Origin of the sequence: Candidatus Fermentibacter sp. (genome assembly GCA_030373045.1) — a bacterium.
Lineage (GTDB): Bacteria > Fermentibacterota > Fermentibacteria > Fermentibacterales > Fermentibacteraceae > Fermentibacter.
Map to the genome: position 1 here is coordinate 80,797 of JAUCPW010000060.1, position 20,213 is coordinate 101,009.

At 67.3% G+C, this 20,213-nt stretch carries 16 protein-coding genes; all 16 read right to left on the minus strand.

Features of this window, described 5'->3' with window-relative positions; translation table 11 throughout:
• Nucleotides 1-48: 48 nt before the first annotated feature.
• The gene (locus QUS11_10340; GenBank protein ID MDM7993696.1) at nucleotides 49-2,367 is read right to left on the minus strand and encodes an Orn/Lys/Arg decarboxylase N-terminal domain-containing protein; all 2,319 of its coding nucleotides are present in this window, start codon (nucleotides 2,365-2,367) and stop codon (nucleotides 49-51) included.
• 40 nt (nucleotides 2,368-2,407) lie between these two features.
• Nucleotides 2,408-3,364 (minus strand): carbamate kinase, encoded by a 957-nt coding sequence (gene arcC, locus QUS11_10345; protein ID MDM7993697.1) that lies wholly within the window; start codon nucleotides 3,362-3,364, stop codon nucleotides 2,408-2,410.
• Nucleotides 3,357-3,836 (minus strand): signal peptidase II, encoded by a 480-nt coding sequence (lspA, locus tag QUS11_10350; GenBank protein ID MDM7993698.1) that lies wholly within the window; start codon nucleotides 3,834-3,836, stop codon nucleotides 3,357-3,359. The genes arcC and lspA overlap by 8 nt, the downstream gene beginning before the upstream one ends.
• The gene (gene ileS / locus QUS11_10355) at nucleotides 3,826-6,609 is read right to left on the minus strand and encodes an isoleucine--tRNA ligase (protein MDM7993699.1); all 2,784 of its coding nucleotides are present in this window, start codon (nucleotides 6,607-6,609) and stop codon (nucleotides 3,826-3,828) included. The genes lspA and ileS overlap by 11 nt, the downstream gene beginning before the upstream one ends.
• Nucleotides 6,606-7,130: a hypothetical protein gene (locus QUS11_10360; GenBank protein MDM7993700.1), complete on the minus strand. Its 525-nt coding sequence runs from the start codon at nucleotides 7,128-7,130 to the stop codon at nucleotides 6,606-6,608. The genes ileS and QUS11_10360 overlap by 4 nt, the downstream gene beginning before the upstream one ends.
• 423 nt (nucleotides 7,131-7,553) lie before the next feature.
• Complete coding sequence (locus QUS11_10365) at nucleotides 7,554-7,733, minus strand: Trm112 family protein (protein ID MDM7993701.1); 180 nt, start codon at nucleotides 7,731-7,733, stop codon at nucleotides 7,554-7,556.
• A 15-nt stretch (nucleotides 7,734-7,748) separates the two neighbouring features.
• Nucleotides 7,749-8,972 (minus strand): aminopeptidase, encoded by a 1,224-nt coding sequence (locus QUS11_10370; protein ID MDM7993702.1) that lies wholly within the window; start codon nucleotides 8,970-8,972, stop codon nucleotides 7,749-7,751.
• Nucleotides 8,973-8,992: 20 nt separating this feature from the next.
• Nucleotides 8,993-9,700: a hypothetical protein gene (locus QUS11_10375; protein ID MDM7993703.1), complete on the minus strand. Its 708-nt coding sequence runs from the start codon at nucleotides 9,698-9,700 to the stop codon at nucleotides 8,993-8,995.
• Nucleotides 9,697-13,158 carry a DNA polymerase III subunit alpha gene (dnaE, locus tag QUS11_10380; protein ID MDM7993704.1) on the minus strand — a complete coding sequence of 1,154 codons (3,462 nt, stop codon included), beginning with the start codon at nucleotides 13,156-13,158 and terminating at the stop codon, nucleotides 9,697-9,699. Before dnaE ends, QUS11_10375 begins: the two co-directional genes overlap by 4 nt.
• A gap of 10 nt (nucleotides 13,159-13,168) precedes the next feature.
• Complete coding sequence (locus QUS11_10385) at nucleotides 13,169-14,347, minus strand: hypothetical protein (GenBank protein ID MDM7993705.1); 1,179 nt, start codon at nucleotides 14,345-14,347, stop codon at nucleotides 13,169-13,171.
• Between the two features lie 38 nt (nucleotides 14,348-14,385).
• Nucleotides 14,386-15,090 (minus strand): phosphoribosyltransferase family protein, encoded by a 705-nt coding sequence (locus QUS11_10390; protein ID MDM7993706.1) that lies wholly within the window; start codon nucleotides 15,088-15,090, stop codon nucleotides 14,386-14,388.
• Nucleotides 15,091-15,115: 25 nt separating this feature from the next.
• A complete protein-coding gene (locus tag QUS11_10395) occupies nucleotides 15,116-15,961 on the minus strand; it encodes a prolipoprotein diacylglyceryl transferase (protein ID MDM7993707.1) in 846 nt (281 codons plus the stop codon).
• An 89-nt stretch (nucleotides 15,962-16,050) separates the two neighbouring features.
• Nucleotides 16,051-17,247 carry an FtsW/RodA/SpoVE family cell cycle protein gene (locus QUS11_10400; protein MDM7993708.1) on the minus strand — a complete coding sequence of 399 codons (1,197 nt, stop codon included), beginning with the start codon at nucleotides 17,245-17,247 and terminating at the stop codon, nucleotides 16,051-16,053.
• Nucleotides 17,244-18,962, minus strand: a complete 1,719-nt coding sequence (locus QUS11_10405) for a penicillin-binding transpeptidase domain-containing protein (protein MDM7993709.1) — start codon at nucleotides 18,960-18,962, stop codon at nucleotides 17,244-17,246. The genes QUS11_10400 and QUS11_10405 overlap by 4 nt, the downstream gene beginning before the upstream one ends.
• Nucleotides 18,949-19,461: a hypothetical protein gene (locus QUS11_10410; protein ID MDM7993710.1), complete on the minus strand. Its 513-nt coding sequence runs from the start codon at nucleotides 19,459-19,461 to the stop codon at nucleotides 18,949-18,951. Before QUS11_10410 ends, QUS11_10405 begins: the two co-directional genes overlap by 14 nt.
• On the minus strand, nucleotides 19,445-20,212 hold the full coding sequence (mreC, locus tag QUS11_10415) for a rod shape-determining protein MreC (protein ID MDM7993711.1): 768 nt from the start codon (nucleotides 20,210-20,212) through the stop codon (nucleotides 19,445-19,447). The genes QUS11_10410 and mreC overlap by 17 nt, the downstream gene beginning before the upstream one ends.
• Nucleotide 20,213 lies beyond the last annotated feature (1 nt).

Genomic DNA, 20,213 nt, shown 5'->3' on the forward strand with positions numbered 1-20,213 from the left:
CAGGACAGGCCGCGGGGCGGATCCCTTCAGGTCTGCGCCCCCGGCGGATCAGCGGCGGACACAGTCTACCGAATACCTGAAGTAGCCGCTCTCGGTCTTCCTCACCCTCGCGCCGTGCACCTCGCCCTCGAAACCCGGGAAGCGGTTGTGGAACTCCTGCAGGATCTCGAGGTACTCGAGCACCGGGCTGTCGGAGGCGCCGAACTCCTCCCCCGGCATGACCAGAGGGATGCCGGGCGGGTAGGGCACCACGGTGACCGCAGAGATCCTTCCGGCGAGGTGGGAGATCGAGACCTCCTCGACCTCGCCCGAGACCAGGCAGCCGTAGGCCTCGTCCGGCAGCATCCTCTGCACGGGCAGGCCGCCGAAGATCGCCGTCAGGACGCTCGAGATCGTCTTGTCCTTGAGGAAGTCGTGCATCTCCTGCACGAGGTCGCGCACGGTGCGGCCGGAATAGCTGACCGAGAACTGGTCGGTGAGCGTGGGGAACACCTGCGAGAGCCTGAAGTCCTCGTCGTAGGCCTCGCGGAAGTCGAAAAGCTCGGCCAGCAGGGTGCCGGACTTGCCCTTGGTTATCCCGAGCGTGAAGAGCACCAGCAGGCTGTAGAAGCCCGTCTTCTCCACGACGATCCCGCGCTCGCGGAGGAACCTCGCCACTATCCCGGCCGGTATCCCGAAGTCAGTCATCCGCCCGTCGGGGCCTATCCCCGGCGTGGTGATGGTCACCTTCAGGGGATCGAGCATGACGTAGTCACGGGAGATGTCGCTGAAGCCGTGCCACTTGGCGGAGGGATCGAGCTTCCAGCAGTCGGGGTCTGCCACGAGCCTCTTGTCGTCGACCTGCCCGAGATCCACGAGCCTCCTGGCCGACGGCTTCTTCGGGTCCGGCTCGAAGACCTCGTCGGGCTCCCAGATCCCGAACCACCAGCCCCCGGGGCCCCCGCCGCGCACCTGCTGGTCGATGTGCTCCATCTTAAGCCTGAACACGACGGCCTCCTCGAGAGCCTCCTCGACGAGCATCTTGCCCATGCCGCCCTCCATCATCCTCGCCGCGACGTCGAGAGAGGCGACGATCGAGTAGAGGGGCGAGGTCGAGGAGTGCATCATGTAGGCCTCGTTGAACCTGTCGTGGTTGAACTCGCGGCCGCCCTCCTTGATGTGGAGCATCGAGCCCTGGGAGATTGCCGCGAGCACCTTGTGCGAGGACTGCGAGGCGAAGACCGTCAGCCCGTGGTCCGCGTCGCCCTGGTACATGCCGTACCTCTCGCGGTAGAGGTCGTGGAACCGGGCGTAGGCGTACCAGGCCTCGTCGAAGAGCACGTTGTCGCAGACCCCGTCCAGCATGTCCTTCACCAGCTCTGTGTTGTAGCAGAGCCCGTCGTAGGTGGAGTTGGTGAGGACCGCGAGCTTGATCCTGGGGTTCGAGCCGGCCGGCAGGAAGGGGCAGGTCTCGATCTTCTCGCGCAGGGACTCCTGGGAGAACTCCGACACCGGCACGGGGCCGATGATGCCCAGGGCGTTCCGGCTCGACTTCAGGTAGATGGGAATGGCTCCGGTCATTATCACCGCGTGGATGATGGACTTGTGGCAGTTCCTGTCGAGGAGGACGAGGTCGCCGCTCTTCACGCAGCCGTGGAACACCATCTTGTTGGCGGTGGAGGTGCCGTTGGTGACGTAGTAGGTCCTGTCGGCACCGAATATCCTCGCCGCCAGCTTCTCCGACTCGCCGCTGACCCCGTTGTGCTCGAGGATCGACCCCAGGTCCGGCACGGAGGCGGAGATGTCGCTGCGGAAGAGGTTCTCGCCGTAGAACTGGTGGAACACCTTCCCCACCGGCGACTTGAGGAACGCCACGCCGCCCATGTGCCCTGGGGTGTGCCAGGAGTACCGGTACGACTGGACGTAGCTGTAGAGCGCCTTCAGGAAGGGCGGCATCAGGTTGTCGACGTACTGCCGCAGGTCGCGCTCGATCCTGCCCGCTATGAAGTCCGGCGTGTCCTCGAGGGCCCAGATGTATCCGTCGATGCGCTTCATCACCTCGAGCGGGATGTCGGCCACCGAGAGCTTGTCGGTGATCAGGAAGAGCGGGATCTCCATGCTCTTGTCCGTGATCTTCCGAACCATCGTCGCGGTGCTGTCGTACTCGGGGTTGCCGCTGCAGTCGAGCTCCCAGTCCAGGAGGATGCAGCCGATCTTCGCGAGGGACCTGAGGTGGACCTCCGCGTCGGAGCACGTGGGGGCCTCGAGGACGTTGATGTGCTCGTCCTGGAGTGCGTCGACGATGGCGCGCACCGCCCTGCTGTTGGCGGTGGAGCCCATCAGGTCGTTGTCTATGAAGAGTACGGGGAACTCGCTGTAAAGATCCATGCTCGGACACCCCCCGCGTTGCAGGCCAATGGCCGCCTCATCAAGGGACTATCGTGGTTCCGGTACCGCCGTCCAGCGACGAGAGGATGCTCTCGGGGCTCGTGATTACGACCCTCGAGCCCCCCTTGTCGATGAAGTCGAGGGAGGCGTCGATCTTCGGGAGCATCGAGCCGGCCGCGAAGTGGCCGTCGGCCCGCAGTTTCCGCAGTTCCTCCGCGCGTATGCTCCTGAGCGCCCTCTGATCGGGCCTGCCGAAGTTCACATAGACCTCGGGCACTCCGGTGGAGATGACGAAGTCCCGGGCGCCGAGGCCGGAGGCGAGGAGGGCGCTCGCTAGGTCCTTGTCGATCACGGCGGCCACCCCCTCGAAACGCTTCCCCCTGCGCACCACGGGGATGCCCCCGCCGCCCGTGCAGATCACGATCTGGCCGGAATGGACGAGGTTCCTGACCGACGGCAGCTCGAGGATCTTGAGGGGTCTCGGCGACGGGACGACCCTCCTGTGGCCGCGCCCCGCGTCCTCCCTCATCCTCCATCCCCTCTCGGAGGCGAGCTTCGCCGCCTCCTCCGCCGAATAGAACGGCCCGACGGGCTTGGTGGGATTCTGGAAGCCCGGATCGTCCGGATCCACCTCGACCTGCGTGACGAGGCTGCAGATCGGGACCTCCTCGTTCCTCTCCTCGAGCACGTCGCCGAGGACCTGCTGGAGGAGGTAGCCGATGTACCCCTGCGTCGCGGCCACGTTCACGTCCATCCCGTCGGGGGGGACGACGTCCTTCGCAGCCTCGTTGCGGAGCAGCTCGAATCCGACCTGGGGCCCGTTCCCGTGGGTCAGCACGACGCTCCCGTATCGACCCGCGAGGCTCGCTATCTGTTCGCACAGCTCCCGGGCGAGGTCATGGGTGTCGAGGTTGCCTCTCCTCCCCTTCGGATCGATTATCGAGTTCCCGCCGACGGCCACGACGACCGTGCCGGTGCTGCCGGTCTCCTCAGGCATTCTCCACCTTCCCCCCGTCCCTGTGCAGTATCACGAGCATGAGCGCGCCGACCGTGATCGCGATGTCCGCCACGTTGAAGGTGGGCCACCTGCGCGCTCCCAGGCCCATGTCGAGAAAGTCTATCACGCGGCCGTCACGGAAGATCCTGTCGCCCAGGTTCCCCAGGGCGCCCCCCAGGATGAGCCCCAGGCCCGCCATCCCGGCAGGGCTCCGCCTGCGCCAGCGGAGGATCGCGACGGTGACGGCCGCCGCCGCTGTCGCGGTCATGGCGATGAGCACACCCGGCCCGCCCCAGCTGAGGCTGAAGGCCGCCCCCTCGTTGAACTTGAGCACGAGCCGGAAGACGTCTCCGAGCAGGGGCACGGGTTCGACGGACGAGAGGTTCAGGAGGGCGAGCGACTTGGTGGCCTGGTCGAGCGCGACAGCCGCTGCGGCCACGATGAACGCCTTCACGGGACTGTCACTCCTCAACGTTCCCACCACCCGTCCCGACGACCGCCGCGCACCTGCCGCAGAGCCTCTCAGGGCTGGCCTCGACCTCAGGCATGTGCCTCCAGCACCTCTCGCACTTCCCGTGAGGAGTGCGGGAGACTGCGGCGGAGACCTCCCCGTCCGGCGAGGGCACGGCGTCGACCGTGGATACTATCAGGAAGTCGGCCCAGGGCTCGCCGTTCGCGGAATCCACCGCGTCGGCGGGCACGGTCAGGCGGACGTGCGCCTCGAGCGAGCTGCCGATCAGGCCAGCGGCCCTCGCATCCTCGAGGCTCTTCAGGGCGATGCGCCTGTACTCGAGGAACCTGTCCCATCCCGCCAGCTCGGCCTCCTCGGCCTCCGTGAGCGGCTCGTCGGGGAGCATCGCCATGTGAACGCTCCCTGCGCTCGACAGGCCCACGGGCAGCTCGCGCCAGCCCTCCTCGGAAGTGAACGGGAGAATCGGGGCGAGCAGCTCGAGGAAGCCCGTCGCCATCCACCCGAGCAGCATCCGGGTGCCGGAAGCCCCGGGGCCGCCGGGAGCGTCGCAGTAGAGCCTGTCCTTCCGCGCGTCGAGGAAGAGGCCGGAGAGCTCGATGGTAGCGAGATTGCGGAGCTCGCGGAAGACGCGGTGGAACTCGAACGAGCGGTATGCGTCCACGCACTCCGCCGCCGCCTTCCTGAACCTCAGGTACATGAACCTCTCCAGACCCCTGAAGTCCGGCCGGAAGTCCTCCGCGCGCTCGTCACCCGTCAGGTTGCCCAGGAGGAAGCGCACGGTGTTCCGCAGCTTGCGGTAGGCCTCGCGCATGTCGTCCAGGACGGACTTCTCGGCCCTGAAATCGGTCGTGTAGTCCACAGAGGCGAACCAGAGCCTGAGTATGTCGGCCCCGTAGGTCTCGATCACCTCGAGGGGCGAGACGACGTTCCCGAGCGACTTGGACATCTTCTTGCCCTGCGGGTCGAGGACCAGGCCGTGGGTGACGATGTTCCTCGAGGGGATGCCCAGCCCCAGGGCAGTGCTGGTGATAAGACTCACCCCGAACCAGCCCCTGTGCTGATCCGTCGCCTCGAGATAGACCGAGGCCGGCCTGGTGAGGCCGTACTCGGGGGTCAGCACGTTGCGGTGGCTCAGCGAGCTGTCGAACCATACGTCGAGGATGTCGTCCACCCTGTCGAAGTCCTTCGAACCGCATGCCGCGCAGACCGCCGGGCGCCCTGCGAGTGCCGCCAGATCGCGCGGATCCGTCTCGAACCAGGCGTCGGAGCCGCGCTCCGCCACGATCCGGGCGGCCGAGCGGGCCATGTCCTCGTCCAGGAAGGCCTCTCCGCAGGAGCGGCAGACCAGCGCGGGCAGCGCGACCCCCCACGCCCTCTGCCTCGACAGGCACCAGTCCGGCCTTGCCGACATCATGTTCTTCATGCGGTCGTAGCCCCAGCCGGGGTGCCACCCGATGCCGTCGACCGAAGCAAGGACCCGGTCCTTGAGCCCCTCGTGGGACAGGTCGAGGAAGAACTGGCTGGTCGCCCTGTAGATCAGGGGCCGGTGGCACCTCCAGCAGTGCTGGTAGCTGTGCTCGATCGTGCCGGACGCTACGAGCCTGCCCGAAGTACGCAGGTCTTCGATGATCACGGGGTCCGCCTTGTGTACGTGCATCCCCGCGTATCGGCCGGCAGCCGCGGTGAACATGCCGGACGGGTCCACCGGGCTCGCTACCTCGAGCCCGTATCTCATCCCCGCGGCGAAGTCGTCCGTGCCGTGCCCGGGGGCGGTGTGCACGCATCCCGTGCCGTCGTCCATCGTGACGTGCTCGGCGGTGATGACCCGAGAACGCAGGGCGGGATCGAGGGGATGCCTCAGCCGGAGTCCCTCGAGGTCGGAGCCCCTGAAACGGGGGGCGCCGCCCCGGATCGACGCCCCTTCGAGCATCGATGCGAAGTCGGGGGAGCGCCTGAGGGCCACGAGGAAACGCCTCGGCCCCTGATCGACGATGGTGTATTCCTCGGCGGGATTGAGCGCCACTGCCCTGTTCGCGGGAAGGGTCCAGGGCGTGGTGGTCCAGATCACGACCTCGACGCCCGCGGGCACGCCCCGGGCCTGCCATGCCGCCGGATCGTCCTGCTCGAACGCGACCCAGATCGAGGGTGAGCGCCTCTGGGCGTACTCGACCTCGGCGTCGGCGAGGGCGGTGTGGCACGAGCTGCACCAGCTTATCGGCCTGAGACCCTGATAGACGTACCCCTTCCCGACGAGGTCGGCGAAGGCCTCGAGGATGCCCGCCTCGTAGCTGCGCGACATGGTGAGGTACGGATGCTCCCAGTCGCCGAAGACGCCCAGCCTCTTGAACTCCTCGCGCTGGATCCCCACGTGTCTCTCGGCGTATTCGCGGCACTTCGAGCGGATCTCCGACCTGCCGGCAGCCCCTGCCGGGCCGGACGAATCGCTCGCGACCCTGTGCTCGATGGGCATGCCGTGGCAGTCCCATCCCGGGACGAACGGGCAGTCGTAGCCGAGCATGGTGTGCGACTTCACGACGAAGTCCTTGAGGATCTTGTTGAGGGCCGTGCCCAGATGGACGTTCCCGTTCGCGTACGGCGGCCCGTCGTGGAGGATGAACGTCTCGCGCCCCCGCCTCGATTCGCGGATCGCGCCATAGATGTCCCCTGCGGCCCAGGATGCGAGGATCTCGGGTTCGCGGGCGGGGAGGTTCGCCTTCATGGCGAATCCGGTGCTCGGAAGCCTTATGCTGTCCTTGTAGGAGGATTCCTTCAATTCTCTTCCCTCCGGGAGAGCCTCTCGACCAGTTCGGAGAGAGGCGGAGCGCTTCTGTTCCAGCGATTCGGCCCGTGGCACCTGACGAGGAGTGCGGCCTTCGCGCCGCCATGGCCGGCCTTCACGGCCTCGAGCACTCCCTCGGTCACGGCTGCCGCGGCGCCGGTGGCCGCGAGTTCGGCAGGTGTCGCCAGACGCCAGTCAGGCGAACGGAGCACCGTGCCCTTCAGGAACGGGCCGTCCACATCCACGTAGAGCCCGGAGAGCGAGGGGAACCTGGGACCGGCCCGGTCGTCGTTCGGACCCACCAGCGGGCCGTCGCCGAAGAGGTTGACATGGTCGGTCGCCAGCAGCCAGCAGGGCTTCGCGGCCATCCCGTCGGTACCTATGACGAACAGGCGCTCCGATTCGGCCAGGGCGCGCGCCACTTCGTCCAGGCACGGGCCGAACGGCCTTCGCCTGCAGACCGGGATTCCCTCCGGGGGGGTCCAGTCCCAGTCCGAAGGAACGATGAGCCGCATGCCGCCAGATCCTCCAACTCTACGGAAGAACGGGGATTATGCGCGATCGCGGATGGACCGGCAACTCGCCGACCCGAGCCGGACGGGCCGGCAGTTCAGCGATCCATTCCGTGGACCGGCTTCGAGTCGTCAGCCGGTGAACCAGGGAGGCCGCGCCGGGGGATCGCCTATCCTCACGAGTTTTCTCCTGGAGGATCTCCCCGAGCGGATCTCCACCGCGTCCCTGCCGGTGCCGAACTCGGAGGCGAGGAACCTGGCCAGCTCGTCGTTGGCCCTCCCGTCGACGGGCTCGGCTGCGAGGTCGATCCGGTAGACCGTGCCGCCCGCTTCGCCGGGGACCGTGCCGGGGGGGGGCCCCCCCCCGCCCCCCCCCGGTCCTGACGACCACGGACAGATAGAGATCGGAAGGCCTCGGCGCCTGTCTCAGCCCTCGTCCCCCAGGGGCGTGGCTTCGTCGATCAGCATGATCGGTATGTCCTCCTCGACCCGGTAGACGAGCCTGCAGGCGTGACACACCAGGACTTCGGACGGTTCCGTCCGGTACTCCAGCGGGCCCTTGCAGGCCGGGCAGGCCAGGATTTCGAGCAGCCTCTTGTCGAGCAATCCGACTCCTTCCGACTAGACCGCGAACCTGCCGGCGGAGATGATGCGCGTGGCGGCGCCCGAAGCGTCCAGACCGTCGACGCTCACCTCGTCCGAACCGATCATGAAGTCGACATGCACGAGCGATACGTTGCACCCGCGGGCGAGAAGGTCCTGCACCCCGGCGCCCCGGGCGCGCTCGACGCACTCGGTGTAGCCGTTGCCCAGGGCTATGTGGATGGCCGCGTTCTCGTCGAACAGTATGCTGTGGAAGATCCTGCCGCTGCGGTAGATGGGCGAGTCGGTGCCCACGAGGGCGATCTCGCCCAGGAAGCGTGCGTTCTCGTCGGTGGAGAGGTATTCGGCGAGGGCCCCCTCGTTCCTCGATGCCCCGAAGGCCTTCACCCTGCCGGCCTCGAACTCGAACCACGCCCCCTCGACGTTGGTCCCGTTGACCTGCACCGGGCGCGTGCATGCCGCCCTGCCCTCGGTCCGCCGGAAGTCGGGAGTGCTGAACACCTCCTCGGTGGGGATGTTGGGGAAGAAGTCGCGCCCGTCCCTGGCCACTCCCCTGCCCCCGGCGAAGACCCTGTCCGGGGCCATGCCGACATAGAGATCGGTTCCCGGTCCGGTGAGGTGGAACCTGTCGAACCTCGCCCCGTTCAGGAAGGACGCCCTCCTCTTGAGTTCGGCGTCGTGCGCGAGCCAGGCGGCCGCGGGATCGGCGGCATCGAGCCTCAGGATCGGCGTCAGGACCTCCCAGATCCTCCGCTCCCAGTCGTCGGGGGAGCCCAGCACCTTCGCGGCCCAGCCGGGGGTGGGCCACAGGCAGACACTCCAGCGTATCTTGTTGGAGGATATGGCTTCGAGCCATTCCCTGGTGGCCTTCGACATCGCCTTCCGCATGGAGCCGAGGCGTGCGGGATCCACCCCCTCGTAGGCATCGGGGTCCTCGGGGCCGGTGAGGGCCACGCTGGCCCAGTTCTCCTCGATGTATGTCCTGTAGAGCCCGGGGAGGAACGAGGGCACGTAGGAGAGCGTGTCGGCTCCGGCATGCGAGAGCCTTGCCAGCTCGAGCTTCGTGTCTCCGTAGACGGTGTAGACGTAGGGCGAACCCAGCGCGTAGGCCCTTCCCGCGAGCACTCCGGCGAACTCCCTGTTCGCGGGGTCGGCCCTGACGAAGAGAGGCTGGCCTGCGGCGAGGTTGACACCGCTCTTCAGGATGACATCGGCATATCTCTCCGCGGCTGCGAAGTCCATCGGTCCTCCTGTCGGCGGGCCTAGAAGAGGCCCAGGAAATCGACGGCCAGCGACCTGTACGTGTCGCCGCCGGCCTCGAGCATGTCCATGAACTGCATCGACACCCGCACCTGTCCGAAGCTCTGCCAGTAGCATTCGAAGTTCAGGAACCCGCCCGTCTCGTCGAAACGTGCGGATTCGGGTCCGCTGGTGGCCGGGTCCCAGTCGAGCGCGACCCCGAAGCCCGCGGGAAGCGACTTGTCTGCGCCGAACCAGCATCCCGCGTGGTCGGAATCCTCCAGTGAGAGGGAGATGCCGCCGTGGAAGGCCAGATCGCCGGCGAGGGCGAAGTTCTTCGAGAGGGCCATGTAGAGGCCGCGCGAAGGCCGCGTGTAGCTCCCTCCCGAGCGTTCCGGCTCCTGTTCGTTGCTGTAGCCCAGGGCGAACGCGGGGAAGGTCTCCGTCTCGTCGACGAAGCGGAACCTGGCGTGGAGGGCTATGTGGTCGAACCACTCGGGGTCGTCCATGCCCGTGACGTCCCATCCGCCGTAGGAGGCGCCGGCCATGAGCCGGGGCACTATCCCCACGTTCACGCCGAACCTCAGCCCGTCGGTGGGGAAGGTTCGCATGTCGGCGTAGTAGGTGCGGGGCGACAGCATCCCCGCGGTGGGCTCGGCCACTATGCGCATCAGCTCGCCCGCGGATGCGGCCGAGAAGGCCAGGAGCGCCGCCGCAAGCGACAGTCTCAACTCAGGCTCCTCACCCCGGGCGCCATGCGCACGGCATCGGCCCCGAGGAGATCCCGGAGGCCGGCAAGCAGGGAATCGGACGGATCCACCCTGATGGACCTGGACTCGGCCGCTACGATGCGCCCGGTGGACTGGACTATCTCCATCCTCACGGCTCCTCCTCCGGGGCTTCCCCTCAGCAGTTCGGCCACCCTGCAGTGCAGATCCGGGTTTCCCCCGGCGGTCGAGAACCTCAGGACGATGCCGGCCCTGAGCAGCCTCCGGGCATCCTCCATCGGCGCTACCGCCGACACGCTGAGCCTCGACTCGTCCCTGCGCTCGGAGACCTCCCCCTCCAGGAGCAGGAAGCTCCCGGGCTCGAAGGCCTGCCGGTGTTTCTGGAGTATATCACTGAAGGCTATGACCTCGCACGCGCCCTCGCGCCCCTCGACGGTGACGAATGCTATGGGACCCGAACGGGACGGTATCTCCTTCACCGAGGTCACGACCCCTGCGGTCCTTATCCTGCCCCCCCCGGCGGGCATCGGCTGGCCCGGCTCGAAGTCGGTGAATGCCTCGATGTCCTCGGAGAAGTCGTCCATGGGGTGACCCGAGAGGTAGAAGCCGAGGAGCGACTTCTCGAGGTTGAGTCTGGCCCTTGCCGACATCACGGGAGCCTCGGGGAGCTCCGGCACCACTCCGGCGTCGGGCTCCGGGCCGCCCCCGAAGAGCGACATCTGACCCGCCTCCCTCGCCTGCCTCACCCTCGCCCCGTAGTCCATGGCCGCCTCGATGCCGGCCATGACCCGGGCGCGGGAGGGTTCGAGGCAGTCGAACGCACCGGCACCGGCCAGGGAGTCGTACACCCTGCGGTTCACGAGGGCGGGGTCCACGCGTGAGGCGAAGTCGAACAGGTCGAGGAACGGGCCGTCCTCCCCGCGGACCCTGACGATCTCGGCGGCCGGGCCTTCCCCGACGTTCCTGACGGCCGAGAGCGCATAGGTGATCGAGCCGCCCGGGGTCACCCTGAAGGCGGACTCGCCTTCGTTGACCGATGGCGGCAGAAGGGGCACGCCCATCCTGCGGCAGTCCTCCGCCACTATCGAGAGCTGGTCGATGTTCCCTATCCAGCTCGACAACAGCGCGGCCAGGAACGGGGCCGGGTAGTGGGCCTTCATGTAGGCGGTCTGGAACGCCAGGAGCGCATAGCTCACGGCATGGGACTTGTTGAAGCCGTACTCGGCGAATTTCTCGATCTGGTCGAAGATCCCGACCGCCACGGCCTTCGGGATGCCTCTGCCGGTCGCTCCCGACACGAACCTCTCGCGCTGCTGCCCCATTATCGCGGCGTTCTTCTTCGAGATGGCCTTCCGGAACACGTCCGCTTCGGACATCGTCATGCCGCCCAGCCGGTTGGCTATGGCCATGACCTGCTCCTGGTAGATCATCACGCCGTACGTCTCGGAGAGGACCTCCTCCAGTTCGGGATGCAGGTAGCTTATGCGGAAGCCGTTACCCGCCTCCATGCCCTGCTTGTTCTTCGCGTAGGTGTCGATCATGTCCATCGAGCCGGGCCGGAAGATCGCCACCGCGGCCGTGACGTCCTCGAAGCGGTTCACCCCGATCTTCCTGAGGGCGTCCCTCATCCCCGACCCCTCGAGCTGGAACACCCCGGTGGTCTCGCCGCTCCGGAGGAGCGCAAGGGTCCCGGGGTCGTCGAGAGGGATCGAGCCGACGGATAGGTCGATGCCGGCCTCCCTGACCATCCTCTCGGCCTTCTGCAGCACTGTGACCGTGCGCAGACCGAGCACGTCGAGCTTGAGGAGGCCGGCACGGTCGAGGCTCTTCATCTCGTACTGCGTCATGATCTCGTTCTTCGTGCGGTAGAGGGGCACGAAGTCCAGCAGGTCGCCGGGGGCTATGATCACTCCCGCGGCATGGACCGAAGTGTTCCTCGCGTGGTTCTCGAGAACCTTGCACAGGTCGATGATCTTCGAGACGGTCTCGTCGGATGCGGCGCTCTGGGCGATCTGGGGCACCTCGGCCATGATCTCCTCGAGCGTGGCATTGGGATCCGTCACCTTAGAAGCCATCCGCGAGAGCTGGTCGCCGAGATCCACGGGCAGCCCCAGCGCCCGCACCACGTCCCTTATGACGCTCTTCGCCTTCATCCTGTTGAAGGTGACGATCTGGCTCACGTTGCCCCTGCCGTACATGGCGACGATGTGCTCGATGACCTCCTGCCGCCTCTCGACGCAGAAATCCAGGTCGATGTCGGGCATCTCGCGCCGCGCCGGGTTCAGGAACCGGCTGAAGTTGAGGCCGTGCACGAGCGGGTTCACGTCCGTGATGCCTGTGGCGTACGACACCAGGCTGCCGGCGGCGGAGCCCCTTCCGGGACCCATCGCGATCCCCTGCGACGAAGCCCAGCGCCTGAGCTCCGACACGATGAGGAAGTAGCCGGGAAAGCCCATGTCCTCGATAACGCGGAGCTCCGACTCGAGCCTCTCGCTCTCGGCCTGGTCGAGATCCCTGCCGAGCCGCCCGGCGAGTCCGGAGACGGCGCTCTCGCGCAGGAGAGAGGCCATCGTGCTGCCCTCGGGGATGGGGAAGGCGGGGAGCTGGATCTCGCCCTTCTCGAACCTGAAGCTGCACATGTCGGCTATCCGGGCGGTGTTCGGCACCGCCCCGGGGATCCAGTCGAACAGCCGTTCCATCTCCTGCGGGGTCTTCACGTAGAACTCGGAGGTGCCGAACCTCATCCTGCCGGGATCGTCGATGTTCCGTCCGGTCTGGATGCACAGCAGGACCTCGTGGGCGTAGGCGTGCTCCTTCCTGAGGTAATGTGCGTCGTTGGTGGCCACCGGGAGCGCCCCGGTATCGGCCGCGAGCCTCGCGAGGCCCGGGAGAACGGCCTTCTCGTCCTCCAGACCGTGGTCCATCAGCTCGATGAAGAACCTGTCGCGCCCCACGAGGTCGTGGTAGAAGCCGACAGCCTCCCTTGCCCCGCTCTCGTCGCCGGCCAGGATCCTCTCTGCCAGCTCGCCCTTCAGACAGGCCGAGCCTATGGCTATCCCGCCGCAGTAGCGGGCGAGGATGTCCCTGTCGATCCTCGGCTTGTAGTAGAAGCCGTCGAGATATCCGGTGGAGGATATCCTGCAGAGGTTCCTGTAGCCCGTCTCGTCCATGGCGAGGAGCGTGATGTGGTTGTATCTGGGTCCCCTGCCCCCTCCATCGCGCTCGGAGACCGGCGTCGGGGAGATGTACGCCTCCATGCCGATGATGGGGTGCAGTTCGCGCCTGGAGAGCGCGTCGTAGAACTCGATGGCGCCGAAGAGGCTGCCATGGTCGGTGATGGCGCAGCCACGCATGCCCGACTCGACGAGGAGGTCGGCCAGCTCGGAGGGCTGGATCGCTCCATCGAGCAGGCTGTACTCGGAGTGCAGATGCAGATGGTGGAAGTCGCTCAGGCCGGGCATCGAGGGGGCCTCAGGCCTGCTCGTCCGCTTCCGTGGCGGCTCCGGGGGCGGAATCGCCCGCGCAGCCGCGCTGTCCTGCTCCGGCCGACTCGTCCGCCGATCCGTACTGCCTCTCGAACTCTGCCAGATCCTCCTGATCGGCCCTGCGGAGCAGGTCCTCCCCGTCCTTCCTGCGCCTGACGGCGAGATAGATGACGGTCCAGGCCGAACTGCACGAGGAGAACCAGTAGGACGCAGCCACCAGGGCGATGGCCGCCCCCGACGCCGCCAGGAGTGCGCCGGCCAGCGGCTGCACGGCTGCCCCGGGCTGCCCCGAGACGCCGAGCACGTCGACGACTCCGGCGTAGGCGCCCACGAGCGACGGGGCCACGTATCTCAGCCCGCCCTGGAGCAGCGCATACGGGCTCGGTGCCCCGGCGAGGGCGGTGGTGTGGACGAGTATGCCCACAGCCATGGATCCGGCAGCAAGGAAGAGCGCCAGCGCCAGAACCCTCGTGATGAAGGAGGCCAGGGCATACAGCGCCAGCCTCCAGGGCTGCGATGTCACCGAAGAGAACAGCTCGAACATCGTCTCGAACGTGTCGCCCTTCGTGCAGGCCACAATAGCTGGCACGAGCGGGAAGGCCGCCAGGAGCGCGATCGATCCGAGCACGACGAGCAGGGCGCCCGACCAGGCCGGAACGGCGAGTATCCCGAGGAGAACGGGGCCGACGGCGGGTATGCGCCCGGCCAGGCCCAGCAGGAGGCCGCACAGCACGGCCAGGGCGAGGCCCGCAACGAGCGCGGCAGGCGTGGCATACAGGGGCCTGCCGTGCCTCCTCGCGAACTCCGCGGCCTCGCGGCCCGAGAAGAAGTCGTCCCCCCTGATCTGTTCGAACGTGATGCGGGATGCCCTGAGTGCGGCCGAGAGCATGACCGCCGTCATCACCAGGATGCCTGTCGCGAGGAGGGCGACGGACTGCCAGGAGGTCCAGAAGATCCCCGCCGGCAGAGGCAGAAGGCGGGACGAGCCCCAGACCGCGCCCAGCCCGGCCGGATCGGCGGCGAGCCATCCCAGGTAGGTGAACGCCGACCATGCCGCCCAGGACAGCACGAGCGCCTTGAACCAGATCCACATCTTCCTGCCGCTCAGCCCGAGCCTCGCGCAGGACGGCACGTCCCTCACGTCGAAGTACATCTTCCTTGACATCTCACAGCCCTCCGCGGTGCTTCCGTGCTAGTCCGAAGTCAGTCGATGATATCAACCCGGAACTCGGGGCGGTAGGTCAGCGTGAGCGCTCCCGCGACATCGCCCCCTGCTCCGGTGAGGAATCGCGCCGCCTCCTCCAGTGTGCTCCCGGTGGTCACGACGTCGTCCACCAGGATGAGCGGGGCTCCCTCCGGTACGGGCTCCCTGCCGCGCCTGAAGGTCCCCCGGACGTTCTCCCTGCGTTCGACTGCCTGGAGCCCGGCCTGGGGAGGCCTGTCCAGGCGCGACAGGCAGTCCGAGATCCCGGCGCCCAGCAGACGGGCGAGCGGGACGGCGATCTCCGAAGCCTGGTTGTAGCCCCTCTCCCCGATCCTCGAGGGACAGAGCGGCATCGGGACCAGGATGCATCCCGCAACCGCCGCTCCTCTGCCGGCTTCCGCCATCAGCCCGGCGGCGATGCGGCCGAGGCCGCGCCTGCCGCGGTACTTGAGTCCGAGGACCAGGTCGCGCGCCGAACCGGCATGCAGGAAGGGGCTCTCTGCGAGGATCCTCCCGCGTTCGCCGGGAAGCGGTACCGCGACTGCGGGGTGTCCGTTCGGGTAGAGCCGGGCGATGCACCAGGCGCAGAGCGCATCGGGCGCCTCCCGGAATCCGGAAGGACGCCCGCAGACGGGGCAGACGCGGAAGGCCACGAGAGACGCGATCCTGGAGACGAGAATCGAGGCGGACGGGATGAAGCTCACTCCGCGCGCCCGGGGGTCGTCACCGTCAGGAGGCCGGCCTCGCGGCCGCCGCCGTGCGCGCCCTGCCTGCCGCGCCATCTCTCAGGATCAGGATGGGTGCCGTGATGAATGATGCAGCCACCATGAGGAGGCTTATCAACTGGTTGTCCGTGATCCCGGATCTCCCGGCGAACACGCTGTAGCCGAGCAGATCGTTGGTCGCGTGGTCGAAGAACCTGAACTCCTCCATGCCGAACCGGGTGGCTCCGTACAACCCGAGGAACAGCACGAACAGGAAGCCCCTGAAGTGCGGCCGCCTGTCCGCCAGGAGGAGCACCGCCAGGATGAACAGGCCTGCCATGGAGTCGTAGATCTGCACGGGATGGAGATGGGCATTCCCGAAGACCGACCAGGGCAGCGAGCCTTCGGGGAACGTCACTCCCAGGCCGCAGGAGGTGGGCGAGCCGAAGCAGCATCCGTTGAGGAAGCAGCCTATCCTGGTGATGAAGTTGCCGAGCATGAAGGAGGGGATGGCGGCATCGGCCAGCTTCATCGCATCCCATCTCCTGACCGCTATGTACACGAAGGCGGTCGCCATCGCCAGCAGCACGCCTCCGAGCATGCTCAGGCCGTACAGCCCCTTCCAGATCGCGATCACGTCGAGCCAGTGCCCGCTGAACTCCGACAGGTGGGTCACCACGTAGAACGCCCTCGAGCCGGCTATGGCGGCCATCATCACCCAGACCCCGAGGTCGGCGATGTCGGCAGGCCTGAAGCCGAGCCTGGCCGCCCGCACCGAGGCGAGCTTCACGCCCAGCAGGAACGATATCGCCAGAGCCAGGCCGTAGCTGTTGACGGGGACGGACCCGAGTCTGAAGAGCACCGGGAACATGGCGACCTCCCGTGGAAGACCCGGGAATATGTGGACCGGCCCCGGTCCGCGGCCACCGCGTTAACGCGGGGGCCCCGCCCGGCTGGCCGCTAGAGCTCCCTCCAGTTCCGCGCCACGTTCATGCCGAGCCCTGCTATGAACATGGCCGAGAGCATGTGGCTCCCGCCGTAGCTCACGAGGACCAGCGGCAGGCCGGTGACCGGCATGATGCCCAGGGTCATCCCGATGTTGATGAACAGGTGCACCATGAAGTAGCAGGCACAACCCGCCGCCAGGGTCGACCTGAACGGGCTCATCGAGATCCTGGCCGCCCTGAGCAGCCGGAAGGCCAGCAGGCCGAAGGCGGACAGGAGGACGAGCGATCCGAAGAATCCCAGCTCCTCCGCCCACACGGAGAAGATGAAGTCAGTATGGCGCGCCGGGAGGAAGGCGAGCCCCTTCTGCGCACCCATGAGGTAGCCCTGCCCCCACAGCCCGCCCGATCCCGCCGCCACTTCGGACTGTATCACGTTCCATCCCGCCCCGTGCGGATCGGCTGCGGGGTTGAGGAAGGTGGTCAGCCTGGCCTGCTGGTAGGGATGCAGCAGGTTCCACACCACGGGCGTGAACGCGGCGATGAGGGTGTTACCCCCGAGCATCAGGATCCATACGGGAATCGAGGCCTTCCTCCTGAGCAGGATTATGACGAGCAGCGCGGTGAAGACGAGCCAGAACGCCAGGCGCGTGGACGAGAGGGCCGCGAAGACGGGGCTGACCACGAGGAAGATCCAGTCGGGACCATACCCGGCCCACCATGTCAGCAGAAGCAGGATGATCACGGTCGCGGCCGCCGTGCCCAGGTCGGGCTGCAGCCATGTCAGGAGGATCGCGGGCGAGGCTCCGAGGAACAGGAGGAGGACTCCGTACTTCCTGGGGCGGGCCCTCAGGTCGGCGAAGGCGCGCGAGGCTGCAACGATGATCGCGATCTTGGCGAACTCCGAGGGCTGTATCCTCAGGGGCCCGAGGATCAGCCACCTGCCGGCGGGCCCGCCGCCGAAGAATACCGTCAGCAGAAGGAGCAGGCAGACCCCTGCCAGGAAGATGTAGGCGAATTCCTCGATCAGCCTGAGCGCCAGCGAGGAGCCGAGGATGAAGGTGAGCACCCCGATGACCACCCAGAACACCTGCTTGACGAAGATGGACTCGCCCGGGACCGCTCTCGACGCCGAGTAGACGGCCAGGAGCCCGCAGACGAGGATGGCTGCGAGGGCGGCCAGCATCAAGCGGTCGGTCTTCGCCGCCGTCATCGGCTCTCCCCCAGATAACCGAGCAGGATCCGCGAGACTATCGGCGCGGCCACCGCGCCCCCGTGGCCTCCGTGCTCCACGACCACCGCCACGGCAAGGGGCATGGGCTCGCGGATGAATCCGACCACCCAGGCATGGTCGCCGGCGGAGCTCTCGGCCGTTCCGCTCTTGCCGTAGAAGGCCCAGGGAAGACCGTCCAGGGACGAGAGCGTGCCGGAGCTGCTGTCGACGGCCTCGCGCATGCCCTCCACTACCGTGGCCACCGTTCCTGCCGAGAGGTCGAGCTGCCTCCAGGGTGCGGGGGCTTCGGGTATCTCGCGCACCAGCCTGAGCCCGGGCATCTCCCCGCCCGATGCGAAGACTCCCGCCATGGCGGCCATCTGCAGCGGAGTGACCAGCAGCTCGCCCTGCCCTATCGACACGTTGAGGAGATTGCCGAGCCCCCATCCCCCCGGTCCGTAGAGGCTGTCGAGCAGGGCGCGGTCGGGCACCAGCCCGCTGCTCTCGCCCGGGAGTATCTCCGTGAGCCTGCCGCCCATGCCGAAACCGCGGGCGAAGGCTGCCAGGCCGTCCAGCGACCCGAGCTGGATGTTCCGGTAGAAGTACACGTCGCAGGACTGGGCGAGGGCGTCGACCATCGCGAGCCTGCCGTGCACGGACCAGCATCCGAAGTCGTTTCCGCCGAGATGATAGGATCCGTAGCAGGGATCCGGCCTGAAGTCGGCCGTGACGAATCCGTTCTCGAGCAGATAGGCTGCGGATACGAGCTTGAAGATCGAACCCGGCGGATACCTTGCGGCCCAGGCCCTGCAGAACATCGGCCTCTCGGGATCCTGGGAGATCGTCTGCCAGGCGGCGGTGCTGATGCCGTCCGACATCTCCTGGGGGTCGTACCCGGGGCTCGATGCGAGACAGAGGATCTCGCCCGTGGTGTAGTCGATCACCACCGCTGCGCCGGGAGCGGTCTCCTCCTCGAGTATGGCGCAGGTGAGGATCTGGAGGCGGGAATCGATCGTCAGGGTGAGATCGTGGCCGGGCACGGGGGCGACCTCGCCCGAACCCTCGAACTCGCTCACCACCCTGCCCACGGCGTCGACGACCTGCCTCCTGTAGCCGGGCTGTCCGGCGAGGAAGTAGTCGAGTTCGCTCTCGAGGCCGGAGATGCCTGTCATCTCGCCCTCGAAGGCGCCTTCCTCCCTGCTCTCGCCGACATATCCCACGATGTGGCAGAATTCGTGGCCGAAGGTGTAGCGGCGCCGCGGAACGACGTCGATGAGAAGGCCGCCGAAGCGGTGGAGGTTCTCGGCGATGGGGCTGATCTCCTCCACGGACATGTCGTCGCACAGGACGAACGGCCGGTAGGGTCTGGCGGAGGCCGATGCAAGCCTGGCCGCGAGTGTGTCCTGCGGCATGCCCAGGAGGGAGGCGACCTCGGGGATGCCGGCCGGATCGAACTCGGACGGCACCGCTGCCACCGCGAACGACGGCTCGTTGTCGACGAGGACTATCCCGTTCCTGTCCCTGACCACACCCCGCGGGGCGGGCCTGTAGATGACCCTGATGTGGTTGCTGGTGGAGATGCTCCTGTAGTAGTCGCCCTTCACGGACTGGAGGTAGAACAGCCTCGCGGACAGGCCCAGGAGCATGAGCAGGAACAGGATCGCAAAGCCCGCCGCCGGACGCCCGGCGCCAGACGCCGGTTCAGACAGCCTCATTATGCCTTCTGGATCGGAGGGCGGAGGCGGCCGAGAACAGGGTCGTGAAAACGAAGCCGGTCAGAAGGGTGATGGCGGACCTGGCGGCGATGGCCCCGACCCCCGGTCCGGCTCCGCTGAAGAGGGGCCTCGAGGCGCACAGGACGAAGACGACGTCGCAGACCAGCCCGGCCAGGGCTCCCGAGAGAACGAGCGTGAGCCTGTTCTCCCCCGGAGCTGCGGCGAGGAGCAGCCGGCCGGCCAGCAGGCCCGCCAGCAGGCCGAGCGACGTGCAGCCGATGGGCTGGTGGAGGAGGAGGTCGAGCGAGGCTCCGGACCAGAAGGCGCCCTCTATGGACCAGACATCGCCGTAGTTGATGGCGAGGTACGTGAGCACGAGAGCCAGGACGTTGGGAGCCTGCAGGATCCTGCCGGCCGTGACCTCGAGCAGGAGCTGCGCGATCACGGCCCCCACCACGAGCAGCACGCCATGGGCTCCAGGTCTACTCGACCTGTCCACGGCTTCCGTCCAGGAGTATCAGCACCTCGCCGAGGGACTCGAAATCGACCGCCGGAGTGACGACTATCTCGAGGGCCAGGCTCGCCCCGCTCTCGTCTATCCTGGAGACGATCCCTACGAGGAGGCCGTCGGGGTACACGCCTCCGAACCTGCTCGTGACCACCTCGTCGCCGGGCGAGGCTTCGAGCGAGGGATCCACGTGCAGCATCCTGAGCTCGCCATCCTCGAACTGGAGTATCCCAGTGGCGCCCGAGGGCCTTGTGGTGCAGCTCACCCTGACCTGAGGGGACGTGAGCGGAAGGACCTCGCAGGTCCCCTCGCCGCAGGACGTCACCACCCCGACCAGCCCGTCGGGCGCGAGGCATACGGAGTTGATCCCGACGCCGTCCGACGAGCCCCTGTCTACGACCATCGTCCCGCTCACGAGGCCTTCGGTGCGGTAGAGGACCCTCCCCGCGATGGCGTCCCTCGGGGACACCCTGGTCATGCCCAGGAGGAGGCGGTACCTGTCGGACTTCATGGCCTCCTCGCGGAGGGCCGCGTTCTCGAGCATCAGTTCGACGATCTGGGTTCTGAGCTCCTCGGAATCGGTTCTCCGGTCATCGCCCAGGACGAGGTCTGCGAACCTCGCGCCTGCCCAGCTCCCGACGCCCCCGAGCAGGGTAGGCCCCAGCACGAGCAGCAGAACGGTGGCGACGAGGTATTTCCAGAACCTCCCGCTCCCGCTCGGCAGCCCGCTCCTGCCGGGCATC

Excerpts from the sequence above, each read along its gene's own strand:
- mreC (MDM7993711.1), bottom strand. The coding sequence starts at position 20,212 with ATGCCCGGCAGGAGCGGGCTGCCGAGCGGGAGCGGGAGGTTCTGGAAA.
- arcC (MDM7993697.1), bottom strand. The coding sequence starts at position 3,364 with ATGCCTGAGGAGACCGGCAGCACCGGCACGGTCGTCGTGGCCGTCGGC.
- dnaE (MDM7993704.1), bottom strand. The coding sequence starts at position 13,158 with ATGCCCGGCCTGAGCGACTTCCACCATCTGCATCTGCACTCCGAGTAC.
- QUS11_10405 (MDM7993709.1), bottom strand. The coding sequence starts at position 18,962 with ATGAGGCTGTCTGAACCGGCGTCTGGCGCCGGGCGTCCGGCGGCGGGC.
- QUS11_10400 (MDM7993708.1), bottom strand. The coding sequence starts at position 17,247 with ATGACGGCGGCGAAGACCGACCGCTTGATGCTGGCCGCCCTCGCAGCC.
- QUS11_10360 (MDM7993700.1), bottom strand. The coding sequence starts at position 7,130 with ATGCGGCTCATCGTTCCTTCGGACTGGGACTGGACCCCCCCGGAGGGA.
- QUS11_10370 (MDM7993702.1), bottom strand. The coding sequence starts at position 8,972 with ATGGACTTCGCAGCCGCGGAGAGATATGCCGATGTCATCCTGAAGAGC.
- QUS11_10395 (MDM7993707.1), bottom strand. The coding sequence starts at position 15,961 with ATGTTCCCGGTGCTCTTCAGACTCGGGTCCGTCCCCGTCAACAGCTAC.
- QUS11_10340 (MDM7993696.1), bottom strand. The coding sequence starts at position 2,367 with ATGGATCTTTACAGCGAGTTCCCCGTACTCTTCATAGACAACGACCTG.
- QUS11_10385 (MDM7993705.1), bottom strand. The coding sequence starts at position 14,347 with ATGTCAAGGAAGATGTACTTCGACGTGAGGGACGTGCCGTCCTGCGCG.